Source organism: Pseudomonadota bacterium (assembly GCA_023229365.1).
In the GTDB taxonomy this organism is placed as follows: Bacteria; Myxococcota_A; Polyangia; order JAAYKL01; family JAAYKL01; genus JALNZK01.
Map to the genome: position 1 here is coordinate 20,711 of JALNZK010000040.1, position 21,643 is coordinate 42,353.

Below are 21,643 nucleotides of genomic sequence, written 5' to 3' on the forward strand. Positions count from 1 at the left end.
AGCCTACCTGTTGTCCTCGTCGTAGCGGCGCAGCCCCTCGAGGAGGAGCATCTCGGCGTTCATCTTGATCACGCGCTCGGTCGCGGTGAACGTCGGATCGAGCGCGAACGATCCATCCCTGAACTTGACCAGGGCGAAGAACGCCTCGTTGCCGCTCAGCTTGCCGCACAGGGCGTTGAACAGCTCGCCGTTCACGAAGTGGATCTCGCCGCGCTGCTGGCCCGACGTGAGCCGGAGGAGCCCCGTCTTCCGGCCGTGGGCCAGGATCTGCACGAGGTCGGGGATCGACATCTCCTTGAGCGATCCCGACACGCCGCCCTTGGCCTCCGCGGGCTGCGCCTGCTCGAGGAACTTCTGCATCTTCATCGCCACGACGTCGACCGTCGACGGCTTGACGAGGTAGTCCTGGGCTCCGAGCCCGAACCCCTGGGCGACGTCGGCGGAGCTCGCGCGCGCCGTGAAGTAGAAGAACGGGATCTTCTTCAGCCGCGGATCGGCGTTCAGCCGCTTCTTGAGCTCGAACCCGTCGAACGGCTTGAGCTCCACCTCGGCCAGGACGAGCCCGACGGACTCCTTCTGCAGGAGCGCGAGCGCCGCGTCCGCCGTCCGTGCGGCCCGCACGCGGAAGCCGCGGGTCGTCAGCTGCATGTCGAGGATCGCGCAGTTCTCGGCGTCCGACTCGACGACGAGGATCGTCTGCGCCCCGGTGAGGAGCTGGCGCTTGAGGTCGTCCCCGGCGACCACCGCGCCGAAGAGATCCACGAGGTTCGCGTCGAACACCTTGCCGCGCCCCTTCTTGAGCACCTCCATCGCCTCGGCCGTGCCGAGGACGTGCCGGTACGGGTTGCGCTGGTTGGAGGTGAGATCGGCGTACGTGTCCGCCATGGTCAGGATCCGTGCGCCGAGCGGGATCTCCGTGCCCTTGAGCTCGTCCGGGAACCCGGTCCCGTCGTACCGCTCGTACATGTGGCGCAGCGTCAGAATCGTCTCGGGCGGGAGCTCCACCGATTCGAAGAGGCGGACCGGCGTCTCGAAGCGCTTCAGCGCCGAGGCGCGGTGGCCGTCCCACTCGGCGACGTTGAGCGGCGTCAGGTGGTACGGCTCCCCCTTGCCGAGGTCGTGCAAGAGCGCGCCCAGGGTGATCGCCTCGTTCTCGTTCGGCGAGAGGCCGATGCGCGCGCACACCCGCTCCGCGTAGCTCGCGGTGAGGACGGAGTGGCCCGCGAGATCGCCGCGCGAGCTCTCGAGCAGCGACACGAGGACGCGGACGACGCTCACGACCTGCGCGGTCACGGAGACCTGGCGGTCCTGGACGCCCGCGTCGCCTTCCGCGCGCCCCCTTGCGGTCATCTCTTCGGCGAGGATCGTCCGCTCGCGCCCCTCGCCGCCCGCGGCGGAGATCGCGGCGGCCAGGTCGGTCTCGTCGAGGAGGTTCCGCTGGTAGACGTCCATCATGGACTGGAACTCGCGGAGCCCTTCCTTGTCCATCGCCGCGAACGCGTGGATGTCTCCCTTGTAGAACTTCCCGATCGCCGCCTTGATCGCGGCGGGCCGCGCGAGGTAGGCGCGCACCCTGAGCGCCCGCGCGACCCGGCAGACCTCCTGCTCCACCTCGAGGTTCGTGGGGTCCGTCGTGACGATGGACAGCGTGCTGTTGTCCTCGTCGAAGAGGATCGGAAAGAGGTGGTGCTTGATCGCGAGCTCGCGGGGGACGCGCTCGAGCACCTTCTGGGAGATGTCGGCTTTCTTCAGCTTCGCGGTGGTGACGAAGCGCGTCTTGTAGTTGTTCGCGAGCGCCTTGAGCAGCGCCTCCTCGTCGATCACGCCGACGTCGATAAGGCTCTCCTCGATGAAGCCGCCGTAGCTCTTGTGATGGTTGACCGCGACGGAGCACTGCTCCCTGCTGATCACGCCGTCAGCGAGGAGTCGTTCCACGATCTCCTTGTCGGATCGCCCCATGTCGCCTGTCGCTTCCCACGCCGGAACACGCGCCGAGCCCGTCGTTGCTACGCTACCGCAGTTTATTACCGCCGTGTTCGCGAAGTCAAACCCGCTCTTCGCAGGCGCGGCCCCCTACAGGGCGCGCTTCAGGAACCTGGTCGCGGCGTCGAGCGACGCCCCCGCCGACTCGATGACGAGGTCGGTGAAGCCCTGCTGGTTGTTGCGCAGCGCCTCGTAGTACCGCTGCCGCTCCGTGGCATGGATGATGGCGGGGAGGTACCCGTGGTGCACGAGGATGGCGTTCATCACGGCCCTGCCCACCTTGCCGGAGGTGTCGGCGTAGGGGAAGATGCGCATGAAGCTCCTGTGGAAGCGGGACGCCCACTCGATGGGGTGCAGCGGCGGCTCCTCCGGCGACTCGTTCAACCACGTCACGAGCTTGCGCATGTTCATCGCGATCTTGTCCGGCTCGCAGATCTCGTGGAAGTACGAGCGGTGCAGCGGCGTTTCGGCGCGGAACCGACCGGATCGCGCCTCGGCGGGATCCGGCGCGAACAGCTGATGGAACTGCTTGAACAGGTCGAGCGTGAACACGAGCGACCGGGACGCCGCGAACTGCCGCATCAGATCGTACGCGTTCCTATGGGAGCGCAGCGAGCCGTACAGCGGCACGCGGGACGCATCCGGCACGGCGCGCGGGTCGAACGCGGCGTTCAGCTCGTCGGGGCCGAGCACCTGCCCCTCCAGCGCGCAGTCGTGGTATATCGCCGACACGTCGAGTTGGTGCCAGAGCGACGCGATGTCCTCGGCGCTCCCCCGCTCCATGAGGAAGCGCACTTGCACAGCGTGCGCGTCCAGATCCTCGCACTGAGCGGCGGGGGCCTCGGTGTCGAACTGCATTCCGTTCATCAGAATTCGTTCCAACCCATCTGTTTCATTAATCTTTCTAGGATATTATATCAGTTCTCACCTGTAAACCAAATAAATGGCGCGGCCGAGCTTTTGCATCATGAGACGAATTAACTTTGATCCTGTTTCCACTCGCCGTACACTGAATGCCGACTTCGAGAACCGCGGAAACGAGCCAAGGAGCCAAGATGAGCGCACACGAGGGCATCGATCCCATCAATCACATCGCGAAACTGCAAAACGCGGACGAATACCGGGAATTGCACTGGTCCGGCACGTTCACCGAGTATCTCGACATCGTCCGCGCCCGGCCGGAGGTGACGCGATCCGCGTTCGAGCGCGTGTACGACATGGTCGTCGCGAAGGGGACCGAGGAATACCTCGATACGAAGAAGCGCATCGTACGTTTTAGATTTTTCGAGCAGGACACCGTGGGCGGCAAGGACGCCGTGTTCGGCCTGGACATCCCGCTCATGCGGTTCGTCAACGTCCTCAAGGCCGCGGCCGAAGGGTACGGCCCGGAAAAGCGGGTCCTCCTCCTGCACGGACCGGTCGGGTCGTCGAAGAGCACCATCGTCCGGCTGCTCAAGAAGGGGCTCGAGGCGTACACCCGTACGCCCGCCGGCGCCCTGTACACCCACGAATGGCACGTCGAGGACGCGCACGAGAAGGTGATGCGCTGCCCGATGAACGAGGAGCCGCTCAAGCTGATCCCGGCGGACTGGCGCGCGCGCGCGGTCGCGGAGCTCGGCCTCGGCACCGACAAGCACGCCGTGGACGTCCGCGGCGATCTCTGCCCGGCCTGCCGGTTCACGTTCAACGCGCTCATGCTGCGGTACGGCGGCGACTGGTCCAAGGTGATGGACCACGTCCGCGTCGTGCGCCTGGTCATGTCGGAGAAGGACCGGATCGGCATCGGCACGTTCCAGCCCAAGGACGAGAAGAACCAGGACTCGACCGAGCTGACCGGCGACATCAACTACCGCAAGATCGCGGAGTACGGCTCGGACTCGGACCCCCGCGCCTTCAACTTCGACGGCGAGTTCAACATCGCGAACCGCGGGATCATCGAGTTCGTCGAGATCCTGAAGCTGGACGTGGCGTTCCTCTACGACCTGCTCGGCGCGACGCAGGAGCACATGATCAAGCCGAAGAAGTTCGCGCAGACCGACATCGACGAGCTGATCATCGGCCACACGAACGAGGCGGAGTACAACAAGCTGCTCGCCAACGAGTTCATGGAGGCGCTGCGGGACCGCACGATCAAGATCGACATTCCGTACATCACGCGCGTCTCGGAAGAGAAGAAGATCTACGAGAAGGACTTCGCCCAGAACAAGGTCCCCGGCGTGCACGTCGCGCCGCACACGCTCGAGGTCGCGGCGATGTGGGCCGTGCTCACGCGGCTCGAGGAGCCCAAGAAGGCCGGGCTCTCGCTCCTGCAGAAGCTGAAGCTCTACGACGGCAAGATGCTGCCCGGCTTCACGCAGGACAACGTCAAGGAGCTCCGCAAGGAGGCCGCGCGCGAGGGGATGGACGGGATCAGCCCGCGCTACGTGCAGGACAAGATCTCGAACGCCATCGTCTCCGAGGCCGAGGGGTGCCTGAACCCGTTCATGGTGCTCAACGAGCTCGGCAAGGGGCTGCGCAGCCAGGGCCTCATCACGAGCGAGGAGAAGCGCAAGCACTACGGCGAGCTCATCTCCGTCGTGAAGCAGGAGTACGAGGAGATGGTGAAGAACCAGGTGCAGCGCGCCATCTCCGCGGACGACGAGGCGATCAACAACCTGTGCATGAACTACATCGACAACGTGAAGGCGTACACGCTCAAGGAGCGCGTGCGCAACCGCTACACCGGCCAGGACGAGCCGCCGGACGAGCGGCTCATGCGCGCCATCGAGGAGAAGATCGACATCCCGGACGGGCGCAAGGACGACTTCCGCAAGGAGATCATGAACTTCATAGGCGCGCTGGCCGTGGACGGCAAGGAGTTCCGCTACGACACCAACGACCGGCTGCGCCGCGCCCTCGAGATGAAGCTGTTCGAGGACCAGAAGGACTCGATCAAGCTCTCTTCGCTCGTGAGCAACGTCATCGACCGCGAGACCCAGGACAAGATCGAGATCGTGAAGAACCGCCTCAAGGAGAAGTACGGCTACTGCGAGATCTGCGCCACCGACGTCCTCAACTTCGTCGCCTCGATCTTCGCCCGCGGGGACACCAGGAATGCATCTTAAGATCCACCAGGATCACGCCCGCTTCCGGCAGATCGTCAAGGGCCGCGTCCGGCAGGAGCTGCGCAGGTTCATCGCCTCGGGCGAGCTGATCGGCCGCGAGGGCGACAAGACCGTCTCCATCCCGGTGCCGCGCATCGACATCCCGCGCTTCCGCTACGGCGACAGGAACCAGGGCGGCGTCGGCCAGGGCGACGGCGACGTCGGCGATCCGCTGTCGCAGTCGGACGGCGACGAGAGCGGCCAGGGCGAGGCGGGCGATCAGGAGGGTCAGCACGCCCTCGAGGTCGACGTCTCCATCGAGGAGCTCGCCGAGATCCTCGGCGAGGAGCTCGAGCTGCCGAACATCGAGGAGAAGGGCAAGGAGCGCGTCGTCTCCACGAAGGACAGGTACGTGGGCATCCGGCGCGTGGGCCCGGAGTCGCTCAAGCACTTCAAGCGCACGTACCGGGAGGCGCTCAAGCGGCAGATCGCCGCCGGCGCGTACAACCCGGAGCGCCCGGTGATCGTGCCGGTCCGCGAGGACAAGCGGTTCCGCTCGTGGCGCACGGAGCAGGTGCACGAGGCGAACGCGGTGATCGTGTACATGATGGACGTCTCCGGCTCGATGGGGGAGGAGCAGAAGGAGATCGTGCGCATCGAGTCGTTCTGGATCGACGCGTGGCTGAGCACCCAGTACAAGGGGCTCGAGACGCGGTTCGTCATCCACGACGCGACGGCGCGCGAGGTCGATCGCGAGACGTTCTTCCACACGCGGGAGTCCGGCGGCACGATGATCTCCTCGGCGTACAAGCTGTGCGCCGAGATCATCGAGCGCGACTACCCGGTCGCGGAGTGGAACATCTACCCGTTCCACTTCTCCGACGGCGACAACTGGTCGACGGACGACACCAAGGTGAGCATCGAGATCCTCGAGCAGCGGCTCCTGCCGGCGTCGAACATGTTCTGCTACGGCCAGGTGCACAGCCCCTACGGGTCCGGGCAGTTCATCAAGGATCTCCAGGCCAAGCTCGCGGGCGAGGAGAGGATCGTGCTCTCCGAGATCCAGGACCGCGAGGGGATCGTCGACTCGATCAAGACGTTCCTCGGCAAGGGGAGGTAGGGCGATGCGGCAGTTCAGGCGGTTCTGGGGCGGGGGCCTGCCGCGCTACCTCTGGGAGTTCCAGCAGGAGATCGAGGGCTACGCCCGCGGCTTCGGGCTGGACTTCTTCAGCACCTTCTTCGAGGTCGTCAACTACGACCAGATGAACGAGATCGCCGCGTACGGCGGCTTCCCGAACCGGTACCCGCACTGGCGACACGGCATGGAGTACGACAGGCTCAAGAAGTCGAGCACGTACGGCCTGTCGAAGATCTACGAGCTCGTCATCAACAACGACCCGTGCACCGCGTACCTGCTCGAGGGCAACTCGACGGTCGATCAGAAGCTCGTCATGGCGCACGTGTTTGCGCACTGCGACTTCTTCAAGAACAACCTGTGGTTCGCGCACACGAACCGGCACATGATCGACGAGATGGCCAACCACGGCGCGCGGGTCCGCGACTACATGGACCGGTACGGCGTCGACAAGGTCGAGGAGTTCATCGATCTGTGCCTCTCGATCGACAACCTGATCGACGTCCACAACCCGCCGTCGCCCGCGGTCGACGCCGAGGCGCGCTCGCACGCCGCCGAGACCGCGCTGGCCGCCGAGAGCGAGGACGTGCTCGGCCCGGGCGACGTGCCGCGCCTGCGGGCGAAGCCGTACATGGAGTCCTACATCAACCCGCCGGAGTTCATCGCCGAGCAGCGCCAGAAGCGCCAGGACGAGGCGAAGAAGGAGGCGTCGTTCCCGGCGCGCCCGGCGCGCGACGTGGTGGGCTTCCTCATGGAGCACGCGCCGCTCAAGCCCTGGCAGCGCGGGGTGATGGAGATCGTGCGCGAGGAGGCGTACTACTTCGCGCCGCAGGCGCAGACCAAGATCATGAACGAGGGCTGGGCGACCTACTGGCACTCCCGGATCATGACCGAGAAGGCGCTCGACGCTTCGGAGATCGTCGACTACGCCGACCACGCGTCGATGGTCACGGCGACGCACGGCTCGCAGCTCAACCCGTACAAGCTCGGCGTCGAGCTCTACAGGCACATCCGGGAGCGCTGGGACAAGGGGCGCCACGGCAAGGACTTCGAGGAGTGCGACGACATGGCGGTGCGCGACGCGTGGGATCTCGGCCGCGCGGGCGAGGGCGCGAAGAAGCTGTTCGCGGTGCGCCGCACGCACAACGACGTGACGTTCATCGACGAGTTCCTGACCTTCGACTTCATCCGAGAGCAGAAGCTGTTCGCGTTCGGCTACAACGAGCACCATAGGCGGTACGAGATCGAGTCGCGCCAGTTCGACGACGTGAAGCGGAAGCTGCTCGCCCAGATCACGAACCTCGGCCACCCCGCGATCTCCGTGCTCGACGCCAACGCGGGCAACCGCGGCGAGCTGCTCCTCGGCCACGACCACCGGGGCATCGACCTGGATCCGGGGTACACGCGGGCCGTGCTCGGCAACCTCTACGCCATCTGGAAGCGGCCCGTCGCGATCCGCACGCGCGCCGAGGACAAGGCGCTGCTCGCGCAGTTCGACGGCACGGAGTACCAGGAAACCGAGCTCGAGGGTTGAAGGACCGGCGCGCCCCGTCCGTGACGAAACGTCGCGCGCGGGCGCCGAAACGGTGACAAAATGTCATTCCGGCGTGCGGAACGCCCCGCGCCCGCGGCGCCGTTCCGCGCTCGCAATGTGGTTCGCTTCTTGCTATTGAGGATGGGCCATGTCGAACGTGAAGCTCTTTATTATCCCGTTGACGGTCGCGGCGCTGCTCTTTTCCGGCGCCGCCCGGGCGATCACCGTCGAGGTGCGGGAGCGCGACGACAACGGCTGGTCGCTCCAGGGCGAAGACCTCACCCTCGTGAACCTCGCCGATTGCACGGCCGGGATCGACTATGTGTTCGAGGTCGCGCTGGCGGGAGAGACGACGACGGGCCGCGAGCTGTACCTGTACGAGGGCACGGACTGCGACGACGCGCCCGAGGGGTGCACCCTCATCGGCGGTCCGCAGCTCGCGTCGGAGCTCTACTTCACGGTGACGACCGCGGATCTGTTCCCCGACGGCTGCGAGGCCGCGGCCACCGCGTCGGTGTGGATCGGGCTTTTGACCCAGGAGAACGAGCCCTTCGAGGAGGGCGGGATCTGGTCGACGGCGCTCTCGCTCTCGCTCGACGTGAGCGGCCCGACCACCGCGCCGACCGGGCTCAAGGCGCGCGTCGGCTCCGGAAACGTCCGCATCTCCTGGAACGAGGTCACGGCGGGCGACGTCTCCGGCTTCCGGCTGGTCTACTGGGCGGGCGGCGCCTCGGATTCGGACAGCGACACGGACACCGATACGGACACCGACACCGACGCCGACGCGGGCGTCGACGCGGGGAGCGGGAAGCTCGACTTCACGCCGGTGCCGTACGCCGACGACGGCGGCATCGGCGACGCGAGCGAGGAGTGCACGGTGGGCGGCGGGCCAGAGGCCGGTGCGGCCTACGACGACGGGCTCGTCTCCGGCTACACCGACAGCAAGCTGAGCGACGCCGACGCCACGAGCGCAACGATAGACGGCCTCCACAACGGCACGCAGTACAAGTTCGCGGTCGTGGCGGTCGACGACGCCGCGAACCCGTCGGTCTTCTCCGAGGCGATCTGCGCGACGCCCGAAAAAACAATCGATTTCTCGGAGATTTACGGCGACGCGGGGGGCAAGGGCGCCGGCCACTACTGCTTCGTCGCCACGGCCGCCTTCGGATCGTACGACCACCCGACGGTCCGCGTGCTGCGCGCGTTCCGCGACCGCTTCCTCGCGAAGCTGCCCGGTGGCCGCAAAGTCATCGCGGCGTACTACGCGGCCGGGCCGTCGCTCGCGGCGGTCGTCGAGGGCGACGAGGAGCTGCGCGCGGCGGTCGCGGACGGCCTCACCGCCTTCTCCGGCGCCGCGATCAGCCTCCTGGCGATCGGCCCGGCGCGCTTCACCGCGGGGTTCGCGGCGTGCCTCGCTATAGGGCTCGTCATCGGCCTCGCGCTGCCGCGGCGCAGGAGGGACGCATGAAGCGACTGTTCCTCGCGTCCGCCCTCGCGGCGCTCTCGGTGTGCACCCTGCCCGGCGCCGCGGACGCCTACGTGCCGTCCCCGCAGTACGGCGCCTTCGAGATCAAGTTCGGCCCGTACCGGCCCAACGTCGACGACGGGAGCGGGATCTCCGGCTCCCCCTACGCGGACACGTTCGGCGCAGAGGAGTCGATGTTCCTCACGGTGCTCGAGCTCGACTGGCAGTTCTTCCGCTTCGACAAGATCATCAGCTTCGGGTTGGGCGGCTCGTTCGGCTTCATGCAGGAGTACGCGCGGTCGCGGACCGAGTCGGGCGGGACGTCCAACGACTACACGGTGCTCAACGTGATGCCGTTCGCGCTGCTCGGCGTGATCCGCGTGGATGTGCTCGCCGACGAGCTCGGCATCCCGCTCGTGCCGTACTTCAAGGGCGGGATCAACTGGTACCTGTGGTGGGTCCTCGGCGCCGGCGAGACGCAGGAGTCGGGCGGCACACCCGGCTGGCAGATCCAGCCCGGCCTCGCGCTCCGGCTCGACAACTTCGACAAGATGTCGGCGCGCACGTTCGACAACGAGTCCGGCGTGAACCACAGCTTCATCTTCTTCGAGTACGTGTTCGCCGTCGTCGAGGGGCTGGGGAAGGACGACCACATGTGCCTGAGCCCCATGAACCTCGGATCGCACGGCACGTTCCTCGCCGGCCTCGGCATCGAGTTCTGACGGGGCGCGCCGCTTCGAGGGGCTCCATGGCGGTCTACAGGCTCACCATCGAGTACGACGGGGAGGCGTTCAGCGGCTGGCAGAGGCAGCCCGGCAAGCGCACCGTGCAGGGCGTCATCGAGGAGGCGCTCGCCGTGATCGCGCGGGAGGAGCTCCGCGTCCAGGGCGCGTCGCGCACCGACGCCGGGGTCCACGCCCTCGGGCAGGTTGCGAGCTTCGAGACCGGCCTCGACCTCGATCCGCGCAAGCTCGCGGACAGCGTCTCGGCCCTGTGCCGCCCCCACGCCGCGGTCGTCCGCGCCGAGCTCGCGCCGCCCGGCTTCAACGCGCGCCGCGACGCGCGGGGGAAGTGGTACCGCTACCGCGTGCTCAACAGGCCGGCGCCCTCGCCGTTGCGCCTGCGGACGAGCTGGCACGTGCGCGATCCCCTCGATCTCGGGGCGATGCGCGCGGCGGCGGCGATCCTCGTCGGCACGCACGACTTCCGCGGGTTCCGCGCCGCCGACTGCGGCCGGGAGGAGACGGTGCGCACCGTGACCGCGATCGACGTGATCGAGCGCGGCGACGGCGTCGTCGAGCTCGAGGTCCGCGGCACGGCGTTCCTGAAGAACATGGTGCGGATCATCGCGGGCACGCTCGTCGGGGTGGGGCTCGGGAGGATGTCGGCCGAAAGCGTGGCGCGCGCCCTCGAGACCGGCGATCGCACCCTCGCGGGCCAGACCGCCCCGGCCTGCGGCCTCACGCTGGTCGAGGTCTTCTACTGATCAGGTCGAGAAGCGGAACCACCCGTCGAGCAGGCCGCCCACGACGACGCCGCGGTGCTCGTCCGGGTCGTCGACGCCGAACAGCGGCGCCACGTACGGGCTCAGCCCGAGCTGGAAGTTGAACCTCTCGTCGGGCCGCTTGAAGTCGAGCCCCATGTACCCGCCCACCTGCGGCCCCATCGCGAAGAACGACGGCCGGCGCCCGGCGCCCGACGCTTCGGACAGGTAGTCCGGGCCGTAGTGGAGCGACAGGCCGATCGTCGGCCCGGCCACGAGATCCACCCCGGCCTCGGTCCGCCTGCGGAAGATGAGCCCGATCTCGGGCTCGAACTGGAGCATCCGGAACGCGGCCGCGAAGAGGATCGGGCGCATGAACGGGATGTTGACGCGCACGCTCGCGTTGTCGCTGACGCCGATGTCGGCGAACAGGGAGATGTCTGCCGCGGGACCGCCCTTCACGCCGGCCGGGGAGGCCACGCACATCCGCACGTTGTCGAAGCGCCCGCCGGCCCGGATCGCGACCCCGAGGATCACCGAGCGGTCCGCCTGCACGCCGTCGCCGGGCGCCGCGAGGACCGCGCCCCCGCTCCCCAGGATGAGCCCGAACGCCGCTATCGACAACGCCATCGGCAAAGCCCTGCTCATGCGCGACCTCCTCTCGTCCCGCAAAGGTAGGCACGAACGAGACGTTTGCAAGCTCCGCCGCCGTTATGGGGTCGGGCCCCCGTCGGCGGCCGGAGCGAACGGCTTGTAGCCCGGCGGGAGGAACTGCGCGTCGGAGCCGTAGTCGACGCCCGGCTTCGGCATGTACGTCTCGATAGGCGAGCGCTGCTTGCCGCGGATGCGGCCGTACTGCACCTCGACGTCCATCGGCGCGACGAGCTCGTACTTGTAGCCCCGCGTGTCGAGCGAGATCTCGAACGTGTCCTCCTCCACCTCGACCTTCTTGCCGTAGCCGCCCGGGATGCGGCCCACGCGCGTGTACGGCCTGTGCTTGAGCACGAAGTCGAACATGCGGATCGCGAGGTGGTTGTACAGCCGGTGGCAGCCGTGGGAGTAGCGCCTCAAGATCGAGTTGTAGTCGACCGAGCCGTGGCTGCGGATGCCGTTGTCGAAGTAGTCGGTCGTGCCGTTCTTGCGCGGCACCGGCCGCACGTGGAACGCCGCCACCAGGCCGTACGCCGAGGCGTACCACGGTCCGAACTCGTCGTAGTTCGGCACCATGACGGTGCGGCCCTTGTACACGAACGGCTTGATGAGGTCCTTCGCCGGCGTCGTGTCCGGCGGCAGCCACACCGGGCCGGCGACGATGTCCTTCCATACGCGCGGCCCGACGTCGGAGTTCTTGTACTTGTAGTACTCGTAACCGTCCGGCGCGAGCTCGGTGCGCCACGAGCCGATCGTCGTGTTCATCGTGACGAGCGGGATGTCCTGGCCGTTCCAGCGCACGAGGAGCGTGTTCGTCGGCATGCGCTTTCGCGGGAACGTGCGCTCGCGGCCGTCGGGCGCGACCGGGTAGTCGTACCACACGTCGCCGCGATCGATGATCGAGTGCAGATCCATGCTCGGCGCGTAGTACGGCGGCTTCGGCGGCAGCGGGATCGCGACGAACAGGTTGTCGAACACCGTGTCGCCGTTGGCCTCGAGGAACGCCTCGACCTTCTCCGGCGTGCCGAGGCCCATGTGCCTGAGGAGGAGCGCGCTGTACTCGGCGACCAGGTTCGGCACCTCGTGCTCGACGCCCTTCTCGTCCTTGTACTTCGCCGGTCCGCCGTCCGCGGCGCGGGCCGTGCCGTCCTCGATGACCCCGGCCGCGTCGGCGATCCGCTCGGCGACGGCGCGCAGGAACGCGTCGAACAGGCGCTCCTTGGGCGTCTTCCCGAGCGCGAGCGCGGTCTCCTCGCCGAAGACCCCCCACGCGAAGATCCGGTTCTTCCTTTCGAACGCGGAGAGCGCCGTGTGCGTCTTCCAGTCGAGCCCGCCGGGAACGTACCGGCTCGCGTTCGGCGGGAAGAGCCCCTCGCACGCGAGCTGCTTCTGCGCCTCGACGAGCGCCTCGTACCGAACCGCGATGCTCACGAGCCCGCCGGAAAGCTTGTTGTTCGGGTGCGCGAGCAGCGCGTCCGGATCCGCCGCGCCGAGCTTCTCCATCGCCTGGCGCATCTGCCGGGCGAAGGTCTTCCCCTTCTGCGCCTCCTCCTTGGCCGTCTCGTTGCTGCGGTACGCGATCCCGCCCTGGAAGCGCCGGATCCTCTCGTAGTCGATTTCCTTGAAGCACGGGCGATCCACCTCTTCGATCGCGCGGTTCCGCAGCACCGAGAGGCTCGGCGGGATGCCGTACACCTCGAGGAAGTGGTCCTCCTCGCCCACCCCGCTCTCCGGGAGATCGCCCGCGTCCGGCGCCTCGGCCTCCTCGGGCGCGCCGGCGTCCGCGGCGATCCCGAGCTCCTTCGCGATCTGCGCGTCCGTGAGGCCCTGCGCCTTGAGCTCCGCGATCTTCGCCGCCCGAGCCCGCGCGATCCGCCGCTCCACCGACTCCCGCGCCGCGGCCGCCATCCGCGACTCGTAGAACCAGTTGTTGGCGAGCTTGCGGAAGATCGGCCGAAACTCGTTCTTCAGGTGGGGCGCGCTCGGCGAGTCCTGCTCGGAGAACAGGAAGGGCACCCAGTAGTTGCTCAGGTCGATCACGGTGAGGCCGTCCTGGATCGCCTGGGGCTCGGTCGTCCCCCGTGCCACGCCGTCGCGGTACGCGGTCAAAGGGCGCCCGCCGAGCGGCGGGGGCGGGGGCTCCTCGTCGTGGGACAGCCCGCCGTCGGCTCCTCCTATCGCGACCGGCGTCAGGACCTTGCCCGAGCCGTCGGAATCGCCTCCGCCGCAACCCCAGAGGGCGGCCGCCGCGAGAAACGCCGCGACAGCGCCGCAGAAGCGTCGGCATCTCGTCGTGCTGCGTGTGCTCATGTGCGGACTCTACGTCGCCGCGCCGCCGCGGCTCAAGTTTGCGTCATAAACGAAAAAAGGCCGCTCGCAATTCCAGCAAAGGTGTATGCTGAAGCTCATGTATTCGGATATCCGTCTCGGAAAATCCGTTATGAAACCCGCATTCTGTTCGTTAATCCCCGGGTTCGTCGCGGTCGTTGCCGCACTTTTGTTCGGCTGCGAGGTGGCGAGCCCGCTTCCTTCCGCGAGCGATGCCGATTCCGATTCCGACACGGACGCCGACGCGGACGCCGATTCCGACGGAGATTCCGACGGCGACACGGACGGCGACAGCGACGGGGACACGGACACCGAGAGCTCCTCCGACACGGGTCCGGACTGCTCGCTTCCGCCGCCGGCGCCGTCCGGGATGGCGCGGATCGAAGGCGTGCCGACCGGAGATGACCTGGCGTTCGACGCCGAGGGAAGCCTCGTCGGCATGTCCGGACAGGACCTGCACAAGACGCTCAAGTCCGGCGCCTCGTCCGTCTGGGTCGAGGGGGCGGGCTGCGTCCGCGGCCTCGCGACGCTGCCGACGGGCGACTTCGTGTGCGGCGGCACCGACTCGCTGTTCCTTTTCGACAAGCTCACCGGCGCGCGGCGCACGGTGACGGGCGGCCTGCGGCAGCCGTCGGGGATCGAGGTCGAGCCCGGCGGCGACGTGATCGTCACCGAGCAGTCGAGCGGCGACGTCCGCGCGATCCGGCCGTACACGGGCGCGAGCCGGATGATCGCCGAGGGGCTCTCGGCTCCGGTCGGCGTGGCGTTCAGCCCCGACTTCCTCACGCTGTACGTCTCGGCCGAGTGCGGCTCCATCTACACCGTCGAGCTCGACGAGCTGCGCGAGCCCGCGCCGCCGAAGCTGTTCTTCACGACGTCCGATCCGGTCGCGGTCGCCGCCGGCATGTCGGGCTGCCTCACCGGGCTCGGCGTCGACGCGTGCGGCAGCCTCTACGTCTCGACGGGGGAGGAACCTCGCCTCTTCCGCATCTCCGACGACGCGAGCTCCGTCGCGAAGCTCGCCGATCTCCGCGACGCGGTCGCGTGGGCGTCGGGCCTCGAGTGGGGCCGCGGCGAGGGCGGCTTCTTCGAGGACGCGCTCTACGTCACCTGCGCGGGCGAGACGGTGTTCGAGGTGCTCGTGGACGTGCCGGGCAAGAGCTACTCGCAGATCTGATCCCCGAAATCTGTTACAAAGGCGTGTCGGAAACAAGGAGAGGGGCGACATGCGCGACGACTCCAACCAAAGGCGGCTGACGCGCCGCGACTTCCTGGCCGCGGCGGGCTCCGGCCTCGTGCTCGGACCGGCCTTCCTCGCAAGCTGCGGGGCGCCCGCCGAGCCGACCGCCTTCGTCCCGCGAGCGGCCGCGCCGCCCGCGGCGACGTACTTCGCGCGCTTCGGCGTCGACGAGGCGCTGATGAGCCGCGTGCTCGGCGAGGCGCTCGCCCGGGGCGGCGAGTACGCCGACCTGTACTTCCAGCACGAGGTCGTCAACTACCTCGCGCTCGAGGACGGCGCCGTGAACCAGGCGTACGCCCGGATCAAGCTCGGCTGCGGCGTGCGCGTCCTCCAGGGCGACCAGACCGGCTTCGCGTTCACCGAGGATCTCTCGCCCGAGGCGCTCTCGAGCGCCGCGCGCACCGCCGCGGTCGTCGCCAACGCCGCCGGCGTCCCGGGTCCTGCGGCGTTCGCGCGCGGAGCCCCGCCGAACTACTACATGATCGATCAGCCCTGGTCCTCGGTCTCGCTCGATCGCAAGATCCCGTTCCTCGATCGCGCGAACGCGGCGGCGGCGGCGTTCGACAAGCGCATCGTCAAGGTGCGCGTCTTCGTGAGCGACACCGAGAGCCGCGTGCTCGTCGCGAACAGCGCGGGCGGGATCGTCGAGGACTTCCGGCCGATGACCACCGCGTACTGCACGTGCGTCGCCGAGGACAAGGGGCGCCGCGAGGAGAACTACCACAGCTTCGGCAAGCGCCGGGGCTTCGAGCAGTACAGCGACGCCGTCATGACCGAGCTCGGAGAGACCGCCGCGCGCAAGGCGGTCGTGCTGTTCGAGGCCGCGCCGCCGCCGGCGGGCGAGTACCCCGTCGTGCTCGCGCCGGGCCTCTCCGGCATCCTCCTGCACGAGGCGATGGGGCACGGCTTCGAGGCCGACTTCAACCGCAAGGGGATCTCGGTCTACTCGGGCCGCGTCGGCCAGAAGGTGGCGCCCGAGTTCGTGACGATCGTCGACGACGGCACCGTGCCGAACGAGCGGGGCTCCCTCAACGTCGACGACGAGGGACAGGCGACGGCGCGCACCGTGCTCGTGGAGAACGGCGTGCTGGTCGGCTACCTGCACGACCTGATCTCCGCGCGGCACTTCGGCGTCGCGCCCACGGGCAACGGCCGCCGCGACTGCTACATGTTCCCGCCCGTGCCGCGGATGCGGAACACGTACATGCTGAACGGCCCGCACGATCCGGCGGAGATCCTCCGGTCGGTCAAGAAGGGGATCTACGCCGAGACGTTCTCCAACGGCCAGGTCAACATCGGCGCCGGCGACTTCAGCTTCTACCTGAAGAACGGGTACCTCATCGAGGACGGCAAGCTCGGCCGGCCGGTGAAGGACGCGAACCTGATAGGCTTCGGCCCCAAGGTGCTCGAGCAGGTGCAGATGGTCGGCAACGATCTCGCGCTCGACAGGGGCGCCGGGACCTGCGGCAAGGACGGCCAGCGGGTGCCCGTCGGCATGGGGCTGCCGACCGTGAAGTGCGGCGGCATCTCGGTCGGAGGTGTGAACGATGGATGAGAGGAGCATGCGGGATCTGGCGGGGCGCGCCATCTCCGAGGCGAGGGCCGCGGGGGCGCAGGACGCCCGCGCGTTCGTCACGCGCAGCCGCGACGTGACGGTGGAGTGGCGCGACGGCAAGCTCGACAGGATTCGCGAGTCCACGGCGCAGAGCCTCTCGGTCTCGCTCTACGTCGACGGCCGCTTCTCCGCGAGCGGGACCTCGGACCTCCGGCCCGACGCGGTGGCGCAGTTCGTGCGGGGGATGGTCGGCGCGACGCGCACCCTCGCCCCGGATCCGCACCGCCACCTCCCGGATCCGGCCCGGTACGCGGGCGCGACCCAGGCGGACCTCCAGATCTCCGATCCGGCGGTCGCGACGGTGGCCCCGGACGCGCGGCTCGCCGACGCCCGGCGGCTCGAGGAGGCGGCGCGCGCAGGCGACGGCGACGGGAGGATCGTCTCCGTGACCGCGGGCGTGGGCGACACCGAGGCCGCGTGGGTCGGCATGTCCACGAACGGCTTCGACGCGACCGAGAGGAGCACCTCGTTCGGGCGGAGCATCGAGGTGGCGGTCCGCGACGCGGGCGACCGCAAGCCCGAGGGGTACGCGTACGCCGACGCGTGCTTCGCGGCGGATCTCCCGTCGATCGAGGCGCTCGGCGCCGAGGCGCTCCGCCGTGCGGACGGCCAGCGCGGCTCGAAGCAGGCGCCGACCGGCTCGTACGAGGTGGTGATCGAGAACCGCGTGGTGAGCCGGCTCGCCAGGTACCTGTTCGGCGCGCTCGCAGGCGAGGATCTCCAGCAGAAGAGCTCCTTCCTCGAGGGCAAGCTCGGCGCCCGGATCGGCTCGGAGCTGCTCACCGTGACGAGCGATCCGCACCTCCCGCGCGGGCTCGCGACGTCGGCGTGGGACAGCGAGGGGATGGTCACGTCGAAGCTGCCGGTGTTCGAGAAGGGCGTCGTGAAGACCTACTTCCTCGACACGTACTACGCGTCCAAGCTGGGCGCGCAGCCCACCACCGGCGAGTGGAACAACCTCGTGTGGACCAAGGGCAAGCGCGACGCGGCCGCGATGATCGCCGGGATGAAGAAGGGGATCTTCGTCACCGACTTCACGGGCGGCAACTCGAACGGCACGACCGGCGACTTCTCGCTCGGCATCAAGGGGTTCTACGTCGAGAAGGGCGCGATCGCGCACCCGGTCTCGGAGATGAACCTCGCGGGGAACCACCTCGAGATCTGGAAGCAGCTCGTCGAGGTGGGCAACGACCCCTGGACCTCGGCGGGCAACCGCGCGCCCAGCCTGCGCTTCAAGAAGGCGCAGTGCTCCGGGACGTAGGTTCTACTCTCCCGGCCCGCCGCCCTCGATCCGCCAGTACACGGACGATTCCGTGACGACCGTCGATCCCCAGGCGTCCGTGTACGGAGCGATGAACGACCAGGCGCGCGCAGGCCCGTCGAGGGGGTCGAGGGACGTGCACGACGTCGAGTCGGTGTCCGAGTATCTCACCTCGACAACGCTCCCGTCCTGCGCGAACGCGGTCACCCAGCGGTGCATCTCTTCCTCGTAGTTGTAGGACTGCCCGCGCAGTTGCACGATATCGACGCCGGCGAGCGGGCACTCGAGCGTCTCCTCCGGGAAGCCGAGCACCAGGATCCCGTCGCCGCCGGCCGCGAAGAACTCGTGGCCCGAGCTCACCGTCTTCAGATCGACGTCGCAGGAGAGCGGGATCTCCTCGAAGCCGTCGGCGCTCTGCCGCACGAGCCGGCACGCCGCTCCGGACGCCAGCAGGTAGGTGTGCCAGCTCTCCCAGTAGGTCGTGGCCGAGAGGAGGAGCGGCCCGCCCGGCGAGAGCATCGTGGTCCACGTCGATCCGTCGAAACAGGCGATCCCGTCGCCGAATGCGCAGATCGTATTTTCGAAAGTGTCGTAATCCGCCGGCTCTCTAAAAACGAGGCCGCGCGCGTCGTCGATCGGCACCTCCCCGTTCGGGATCCACGCGAGGTGCGCAGCGTCGATCGAGTCGACAAACACGCCGTACAACGCGCAGCCGCTCTCGCCGCACAGGAGGATCACCGCCGGGTAGCCGATGATCGACCCCTCCGACGAGAACCCGTAGTCGGAACTGTAAATGGAACGCGGTGAAACGATCGCGACCGCGCGCAGCGGTTCGGAGGGCGCCTCGTTCAGGGCGACGACGGCGTATTCACCCGGCACATCCTCGAAGCTCGTCTCCCACGCCCTGGCCACCAGCACGGGCTCGGTTCCGCCCGAGCCGTCGGGCCGCTCGGCGAGAAAGACACCTTCGCCCTCGACGTCCGCGAAGGCGAGCCCCTCGTCGAAATCGGCCGCCTGTCCCAAGAGATCGTACGCGTGGCTCTCGGCGCAGATAGCGGTCGGCGGATCCGGACAGGTCCAGTCTGGCCCGGCGTCGGCATCCGAGTCCGAATCGGCGTCCGTGCCGCTGTCGCCCTCAACGTACGGGTCGCTGATCTGGGGGTCGCAGGCGCCGAAGAGCGCGGCGAGAACGAGGAGAAATCGGGTGAGTTGGCTGAATGACATACTCATAGTGTAGTGCTTCGGCTGCGGATGGGGTGGCGAAAAAGGAAGGACCTGGAAAAGGCTTGGACGAGTGGGACGAAGGCAATTGGGACAACTAGGACCGGTGAGACGAGTGAGATCTCCTTGGGTCCCTTTCGTCCCTTCTGTCCCTTTGACTCTTACTCTGCCTTCTTCTCTTCCGGCGCCGGCTTCGCCCCCGGCTCGTCGGTGAGGTACTTGGGCCCGGTGAACGGGTCCTTCTCGCACTTGGCCGCGCGCTCCTGGCACGCGGCGAGCTCGGCCGAGCAGTCCGCCTCCGCCGCGGGCTTCGCGCCCCCGAGCTGCGCCTCGAGCGCCTTGTTGGCCGCCTCGAGCGCGGCGACGCGTGATTGGAGCTCCGCGACCTGCGGATCCGCCCCCCCCTTTTCGCAACAGGCGGCTGCCGCGAACGCGACCGCGGCGAACAGAAGCACCATCGCAGTGAATTTGAAGGACATGAGACCCCTCCGCGTTGAGCGCCCCCGGGCACCCGAATACTAGCGCCGCCCGGACGGCGTCGCCACGGGATTCGTCCGGTCGCTCAGGCGCGGTCCAGCGCCGCGCGCAAGAGTTCGTGGGGTTTGTGCGGCTTGTGGATGAACCCCGCGGCGCTCGCGGCGCGAAAAATCGCTCACCGCCTTTGCTCTTCACGACACGACAGCTGGAAATGGCAACGTCGAGGCGCCTGACCCATTTTACCTCTTGACCCCCCCACCTGTGCGAAAACAGCGGCACAAGATCATTTCGCCGGCGGATCGAGGAACGCGCTCCGCCGTCCCCGCTGCACCCACCCCTTCCTCCTCCAACGTTCCCCGTGGATGGACGGCCCGCTCCCGGGCCCACGAACCGGGCGGAGACGATCGATTCGGTCACCGCTCGAAAAGGAGGCAGCATGTACAGGATGATTTTGCTCGTGGTCATCGCCGCGCTCGCGGCGGCGCTCTCCGCCGGGTGCGACTCGGGCGGTGCGATGACGACCGTCGGCGCAGCGCCGAACGCGATGCTCGGCGGCGAGACGGATGGCGATGCGGAGGTGACCGCGGGCGATTCGTCGCAAACCTCGGTCGACCAACCGCACGAGCCGTTCTCGGCCGAGTGGACCGACTCGGCCGAGGCCGCCGGTGCGTCGTCGCTGTCGTTCGAGGTGACGAACGAGACCGACGAGGAGCGCTCGGTGACCGTGGCGCTCGTCGCCGAGAGCGCGCTCGGTGTCGCGCGCCTGCCCTTCGGCGAGGTCGCAATCGCCGCGGGCGAGAGCGCGGCGTTCTCGCTCGACGCGGCCGAGGTTCCGATCCGCAGCTCCGAGGTCGTTTCGCAGATCGCGGTGGAGCTGACCCGTACGAACGTCGCCGGCCTGGGTCCGTTCGAGGTCACGACCCGAACGGCATTTCGCTGGCTCCTGCACGATGCGGGCTACGGAGCGGCACGCGCTTACACGCAAGAGTCGTTCATCGCCGAGCGCGGCGGCGTGTACTTCTCGCTGCCCGCGAGCCCCGAGGCGTTGACCGAGGCCGCGCTCGAGGCGAAGGCGCTGGGCGAGATCGCGGACGCGTACGGCGTGTACTCGGTCGTCACCGCAGCCGGCAGCGAGCTCGTCTCCCACGATGAAGCCGAAGGGATCGAGGGTGTCGTCACCTGGGCGGCCGACGGCCGAGGCGACGTGAGCGGCAGCGCGGACGCGATCGTCGTGCCCGACGAGGGCGGCGATGCGGAGTTGGAGGTTGACGATGAGTAGGGCTACAATCGCCATCATGGGTGTCGCGATCGCGGCGACGATCTCGAGCACCGCCGGCGCCGGCACCGGCAAGTGGTGCTTCCAGTGGGACATCTCCTACGCCGACCAGGACACCGACCCCGACCACAACACGTACTGGCTGGACAACGACAGCGTCCACGCCCCGGCGCGGTACACCTATGTCGTCGTCATCGGGCCGAGCACTTGCGACGAGTATTTCCTGGACTCGAGCGGATGCACGCCGAGCGTGACCATCGACAGCTATACAATGTACTATTTCTATCAGTACACTTACGCGAAGAAAGGAAACCGCGAGGTGATCGTGATGCCGGATGGCGAGGCGTGGGGCTCGATGACGACCGACAGCTACTATTGGGCCTACTACACCGGCTTCCTGATCCCGCCCACCAAGTTGTTCAACCCGCCGCCGCTCAACAACGAGCGGCGGCTCATGCCCGCGGTCACGACGCTCATGTACCAGTCGTCGCTGCTCGGCTGGGACGACGGCACCACGCACTGGGTGAGCACGGATTCCGCTCCCCACGCTCCCCATCCGGGCTGCGGAAGCGCAGCTTGGGAAGCCGATCCGAATCATCCAGAGTATCTGGACTACCACGTCTGCATCGATGACGATTGGACCAACGATCGGTTCCAGATCGCCCACGAGTTCGGCCACACGATCACATGGATGAACGACGGCCCGCGCGACGGCCAGTATGAGGGATCCGAGGGATATTTCCGTGCATCCGGCGACTACAACCGCTGCAACTGCGACCTCGTCGGCGGATACCCACATTGCCCGACATCGCGCGAATTCACGGGCTCGGGCCAGAAGGAGGGGTTCTCCCACTTCGTCGGCGCGGCGGCGTACAACGCGCCGTACAACAC

General features: G+C 68.0%; 17 protein-coding genes. 11 read left to right on the plus strand and 6 right to left on the minus strand.

Translation table 11 applies throughout. From position 1 onward, the window contains the following. Window positions 1-3 precede the first annotated feature (3 nt). Both M0R80_16365 and M0R80_16370 read right to left on the minus strand, forming a co-directional pair. Window positions 4-1,959, minus strand: a complete 1,956-nt coding sequence (locus M0R80_16365; protein MCK9461202.1) for a DUF4388 domain-containing protein — start codon at window positions 1,957-1,959, stop codon at window positions 4-6. Window positions 1,960-2,073: 114 nt separating this feature from the next. Then, window positions 2,074-2,850 (minus strand): Fic family protein, encoded by a 777-nt coding sequence (locus tag M0R80_16370; protein ID MCK9461203.1) that lies wholly within the window; start codon window positions 2,848-2,850, stop codon window positions 2,074-2,076. 188 nt (window positions 2,851-3,038) lie between these two features. On the opposite strand from M0R80_16370, the gene M0R80_16375 reads away from it, so the two are divergent. The 6 genes from M0R80_16375 to truA all read left to right on the plus strand — a co-directional run bounded on the left by M0R80_16375 (window position 3,039) and on the right by truA (window position 10,686). Next, window positions 3,039-5,087 carry a serine protein kinase gene (locus M0R80_16375; GenBank protein MCK9461204.1) on the plus strand — a complete coding sequence of 683 codons (2,049 nt, stop codon included), beginning with the start codon at window positions 3,039-3,041 and terminating at the stop codon, window positions 5,085-5,087. Beyond that, entirely contained in the window at window positions 5,077-6,186 is a 1,110-nt protein-coding gene (locus tag M0R80_16380; GenBank protein MCK9461205.1) for a DUF444 family protein, read from the plus strand. The genes M0R80_16375 and M0R80_16380 overlap by 11 nt, the downstream gene beginning before the upstream one ends. Before the next feature lie 4 nt (window positions 6,187-6,190). Further along, window positions 6,191-7,735, plus strand: a complete 1,545-nt coding sequence (locus M0R80_16385) for a SpoVR family protein (GenBank protein ID MCK9461206.1) — start codon at window positions 6,191-6,193, stop codon at window positions 7,733-7,735. Between the two features lie 157 nt (window positions 7,736-7,892). Continuing rightward, complete coding sequence (locus M0R80_16390; GenBank protein MCK9461207.1) at window positions 7,893-9,203, plus strand: fibronectin type III domain-containing protein; 1,311 nt, start codon at window positions 7,893-7,895, stop codon at window positions 9,201-9,203. Next, window positions 9,200-9,922 carry an MXAN_2562 family outer membrane beta-barrel protein gene (locus M0R80_16395; GenBank protein ID MCK9461208.1) on the plus strand — a complete coding sequence of 241 codons (723 nt, stop codon included), beginning with the start codon at window positions 9,200-9,202 and terminating at the stop codon, window positions 9,920-9,922. The genes M0R80_16390 and M0R80_16395 overlap by 4 nt, the downstream gene beginning before the upstream one ends. A 26-nt stretch (window positions 9,923-9,948) precedes the next feature. Continuing rightward, the gene (truA, locus tag M0R80_16400) at window positions 9,949-10,686 is read left to right on the plus strand and encodes a tRNA pseudouridine(38-40) synthase TruA (protein MCK9461209.1); all 738 of its coding nucleotides are present in this window, start codon (window positions 9,949-9,951) and stop codon (window positions 10,684-10,686) included. On the opposite strand, the gene M0R80_16405 is transcribed toward truA, so the two are convergent. Further along, window positions 10,687-11,331, minus strand: a complete 645-nt coding sequence (locus tag M0R80_16405; GenBank protein MCK9461210.1) for a hypothetical protein — start codon at window positions 11,329-11,331, stop codon at window positions 10,687-10,689. Window positions 11,332-11,394: 63 nt separating this feature from the next. Next, the gene (locus tag M0R80_16410) at window positions 11,395-13,644 is read right to left on the minus strand and encodes a hypothetical protein (GenBank protein MCK9461211.1); all 2,250 of its coding nucleotides are present in this window, start codon (window positions 13,642-13,644) and stop codon (window positions 11,395-11,397) included. A gap of 130 nt (window positions 13,645-13,774) precedes the next feature. On the opposite strand from M0R80_16410, the gene M0R80_16415 reads away from it, so the two are divergent. Genes M0R80_16415 through M0R80_16425 form a run of 3 tightly spaced genes read left to right on the plus strand, consistent with a single transcriptional unit; the run spans window position 13,775 to window position 17,778 of the window. Then, window positions 13,775-14,839 (plus strand): hypothetical protein, encoded by a 1,065-nt coding sequence (locus M0R80_16415; protein ID MCK9461212.1) that lies wholly within the window; start codon window positions 13,775-13,777, stop codon window positions 14,837-14,839. Between the two features lie 49 nt (window positions 14,840-14,888). Next, entirely contained in the window at window positions 14,889-16,457 is a 1,569-nt protein-coding gene (locus M0R80_16420; GenBank protein MCK9461213.1) for a metallopeptidase TldD-related protein, read from the plus strand. Further along, window positions 16,450-17,778, plus strand: coding sequence for a TldD/PmbA family protein (locus M0R80_16425; GenBank protein ID MCK9461214.1), 1,329 nt, complete (start codon window positions 16,450-16,452; stop codon window positions 17,776-17,778). The genes M0R80_16420 and M0R80_16425 overlap by 8 nt, the downstream gene beginning before the upstream one ends. Window positions 17,779-17,781: 3 nt before the next feature. Here the strand turns inward: M0R80_16425 and M0R80_16430 are convergent, their stop codons facing one another. Together M0R80_16430 and M0R80_16435 are read right to left on the minus strand one after the other, a co-directional pair. Next, a complete protein-coding gene (locus M0R80_16430) occupies window positions 17,782-19,002 on the minus strand; it encodes a hypothetical protein (GenBank protein MCK9461215.1) in 1,221 nt (406 codons plus the stop codon). A gap of 158 nt (window positions 19,003-19,160) precedes the next feature. Next, on the minus strand, window positions 19,161-19,478 hold the full coding sequence (locus M0R80_16435; GenBank protein MCK9461216.1) for a hypothetical protein: 318 nt from the start codon (window positions 19,476-19,478) through the stop codon (window positions 19,161-19,163). A 434-nt stretch (window positions 19,479-19,912) separates the two neighbouring features. Here M0R80_16435 and M0R80_16440 point away from each other — a divergent pair, with 434 nt between their 5' ends. Both M0R80_16440 and M0R80_16445 read left to right on the plus strand, forming a co-directional pair. Beyond that, complete coding sequence (locus tag M0R80_16440) at window positions 19,913-20,755, plus strand: hypothetical protein (protein MCK9461217.1); 843 nt, start codon at window positions 19,913-19,915, stop codon at window positions 20,753-20,755. Further along, a partial coding sequence (locus tag M0R80_16445; protein MCK9461218.1) for a hypothetical protein occupies window positions 20,748-21,643 on the plus strand: 896 nt, incomplete at its 3' end. The genes M0R80_16440 and M0R80_16445, both read left to right, overlap by 8 nt.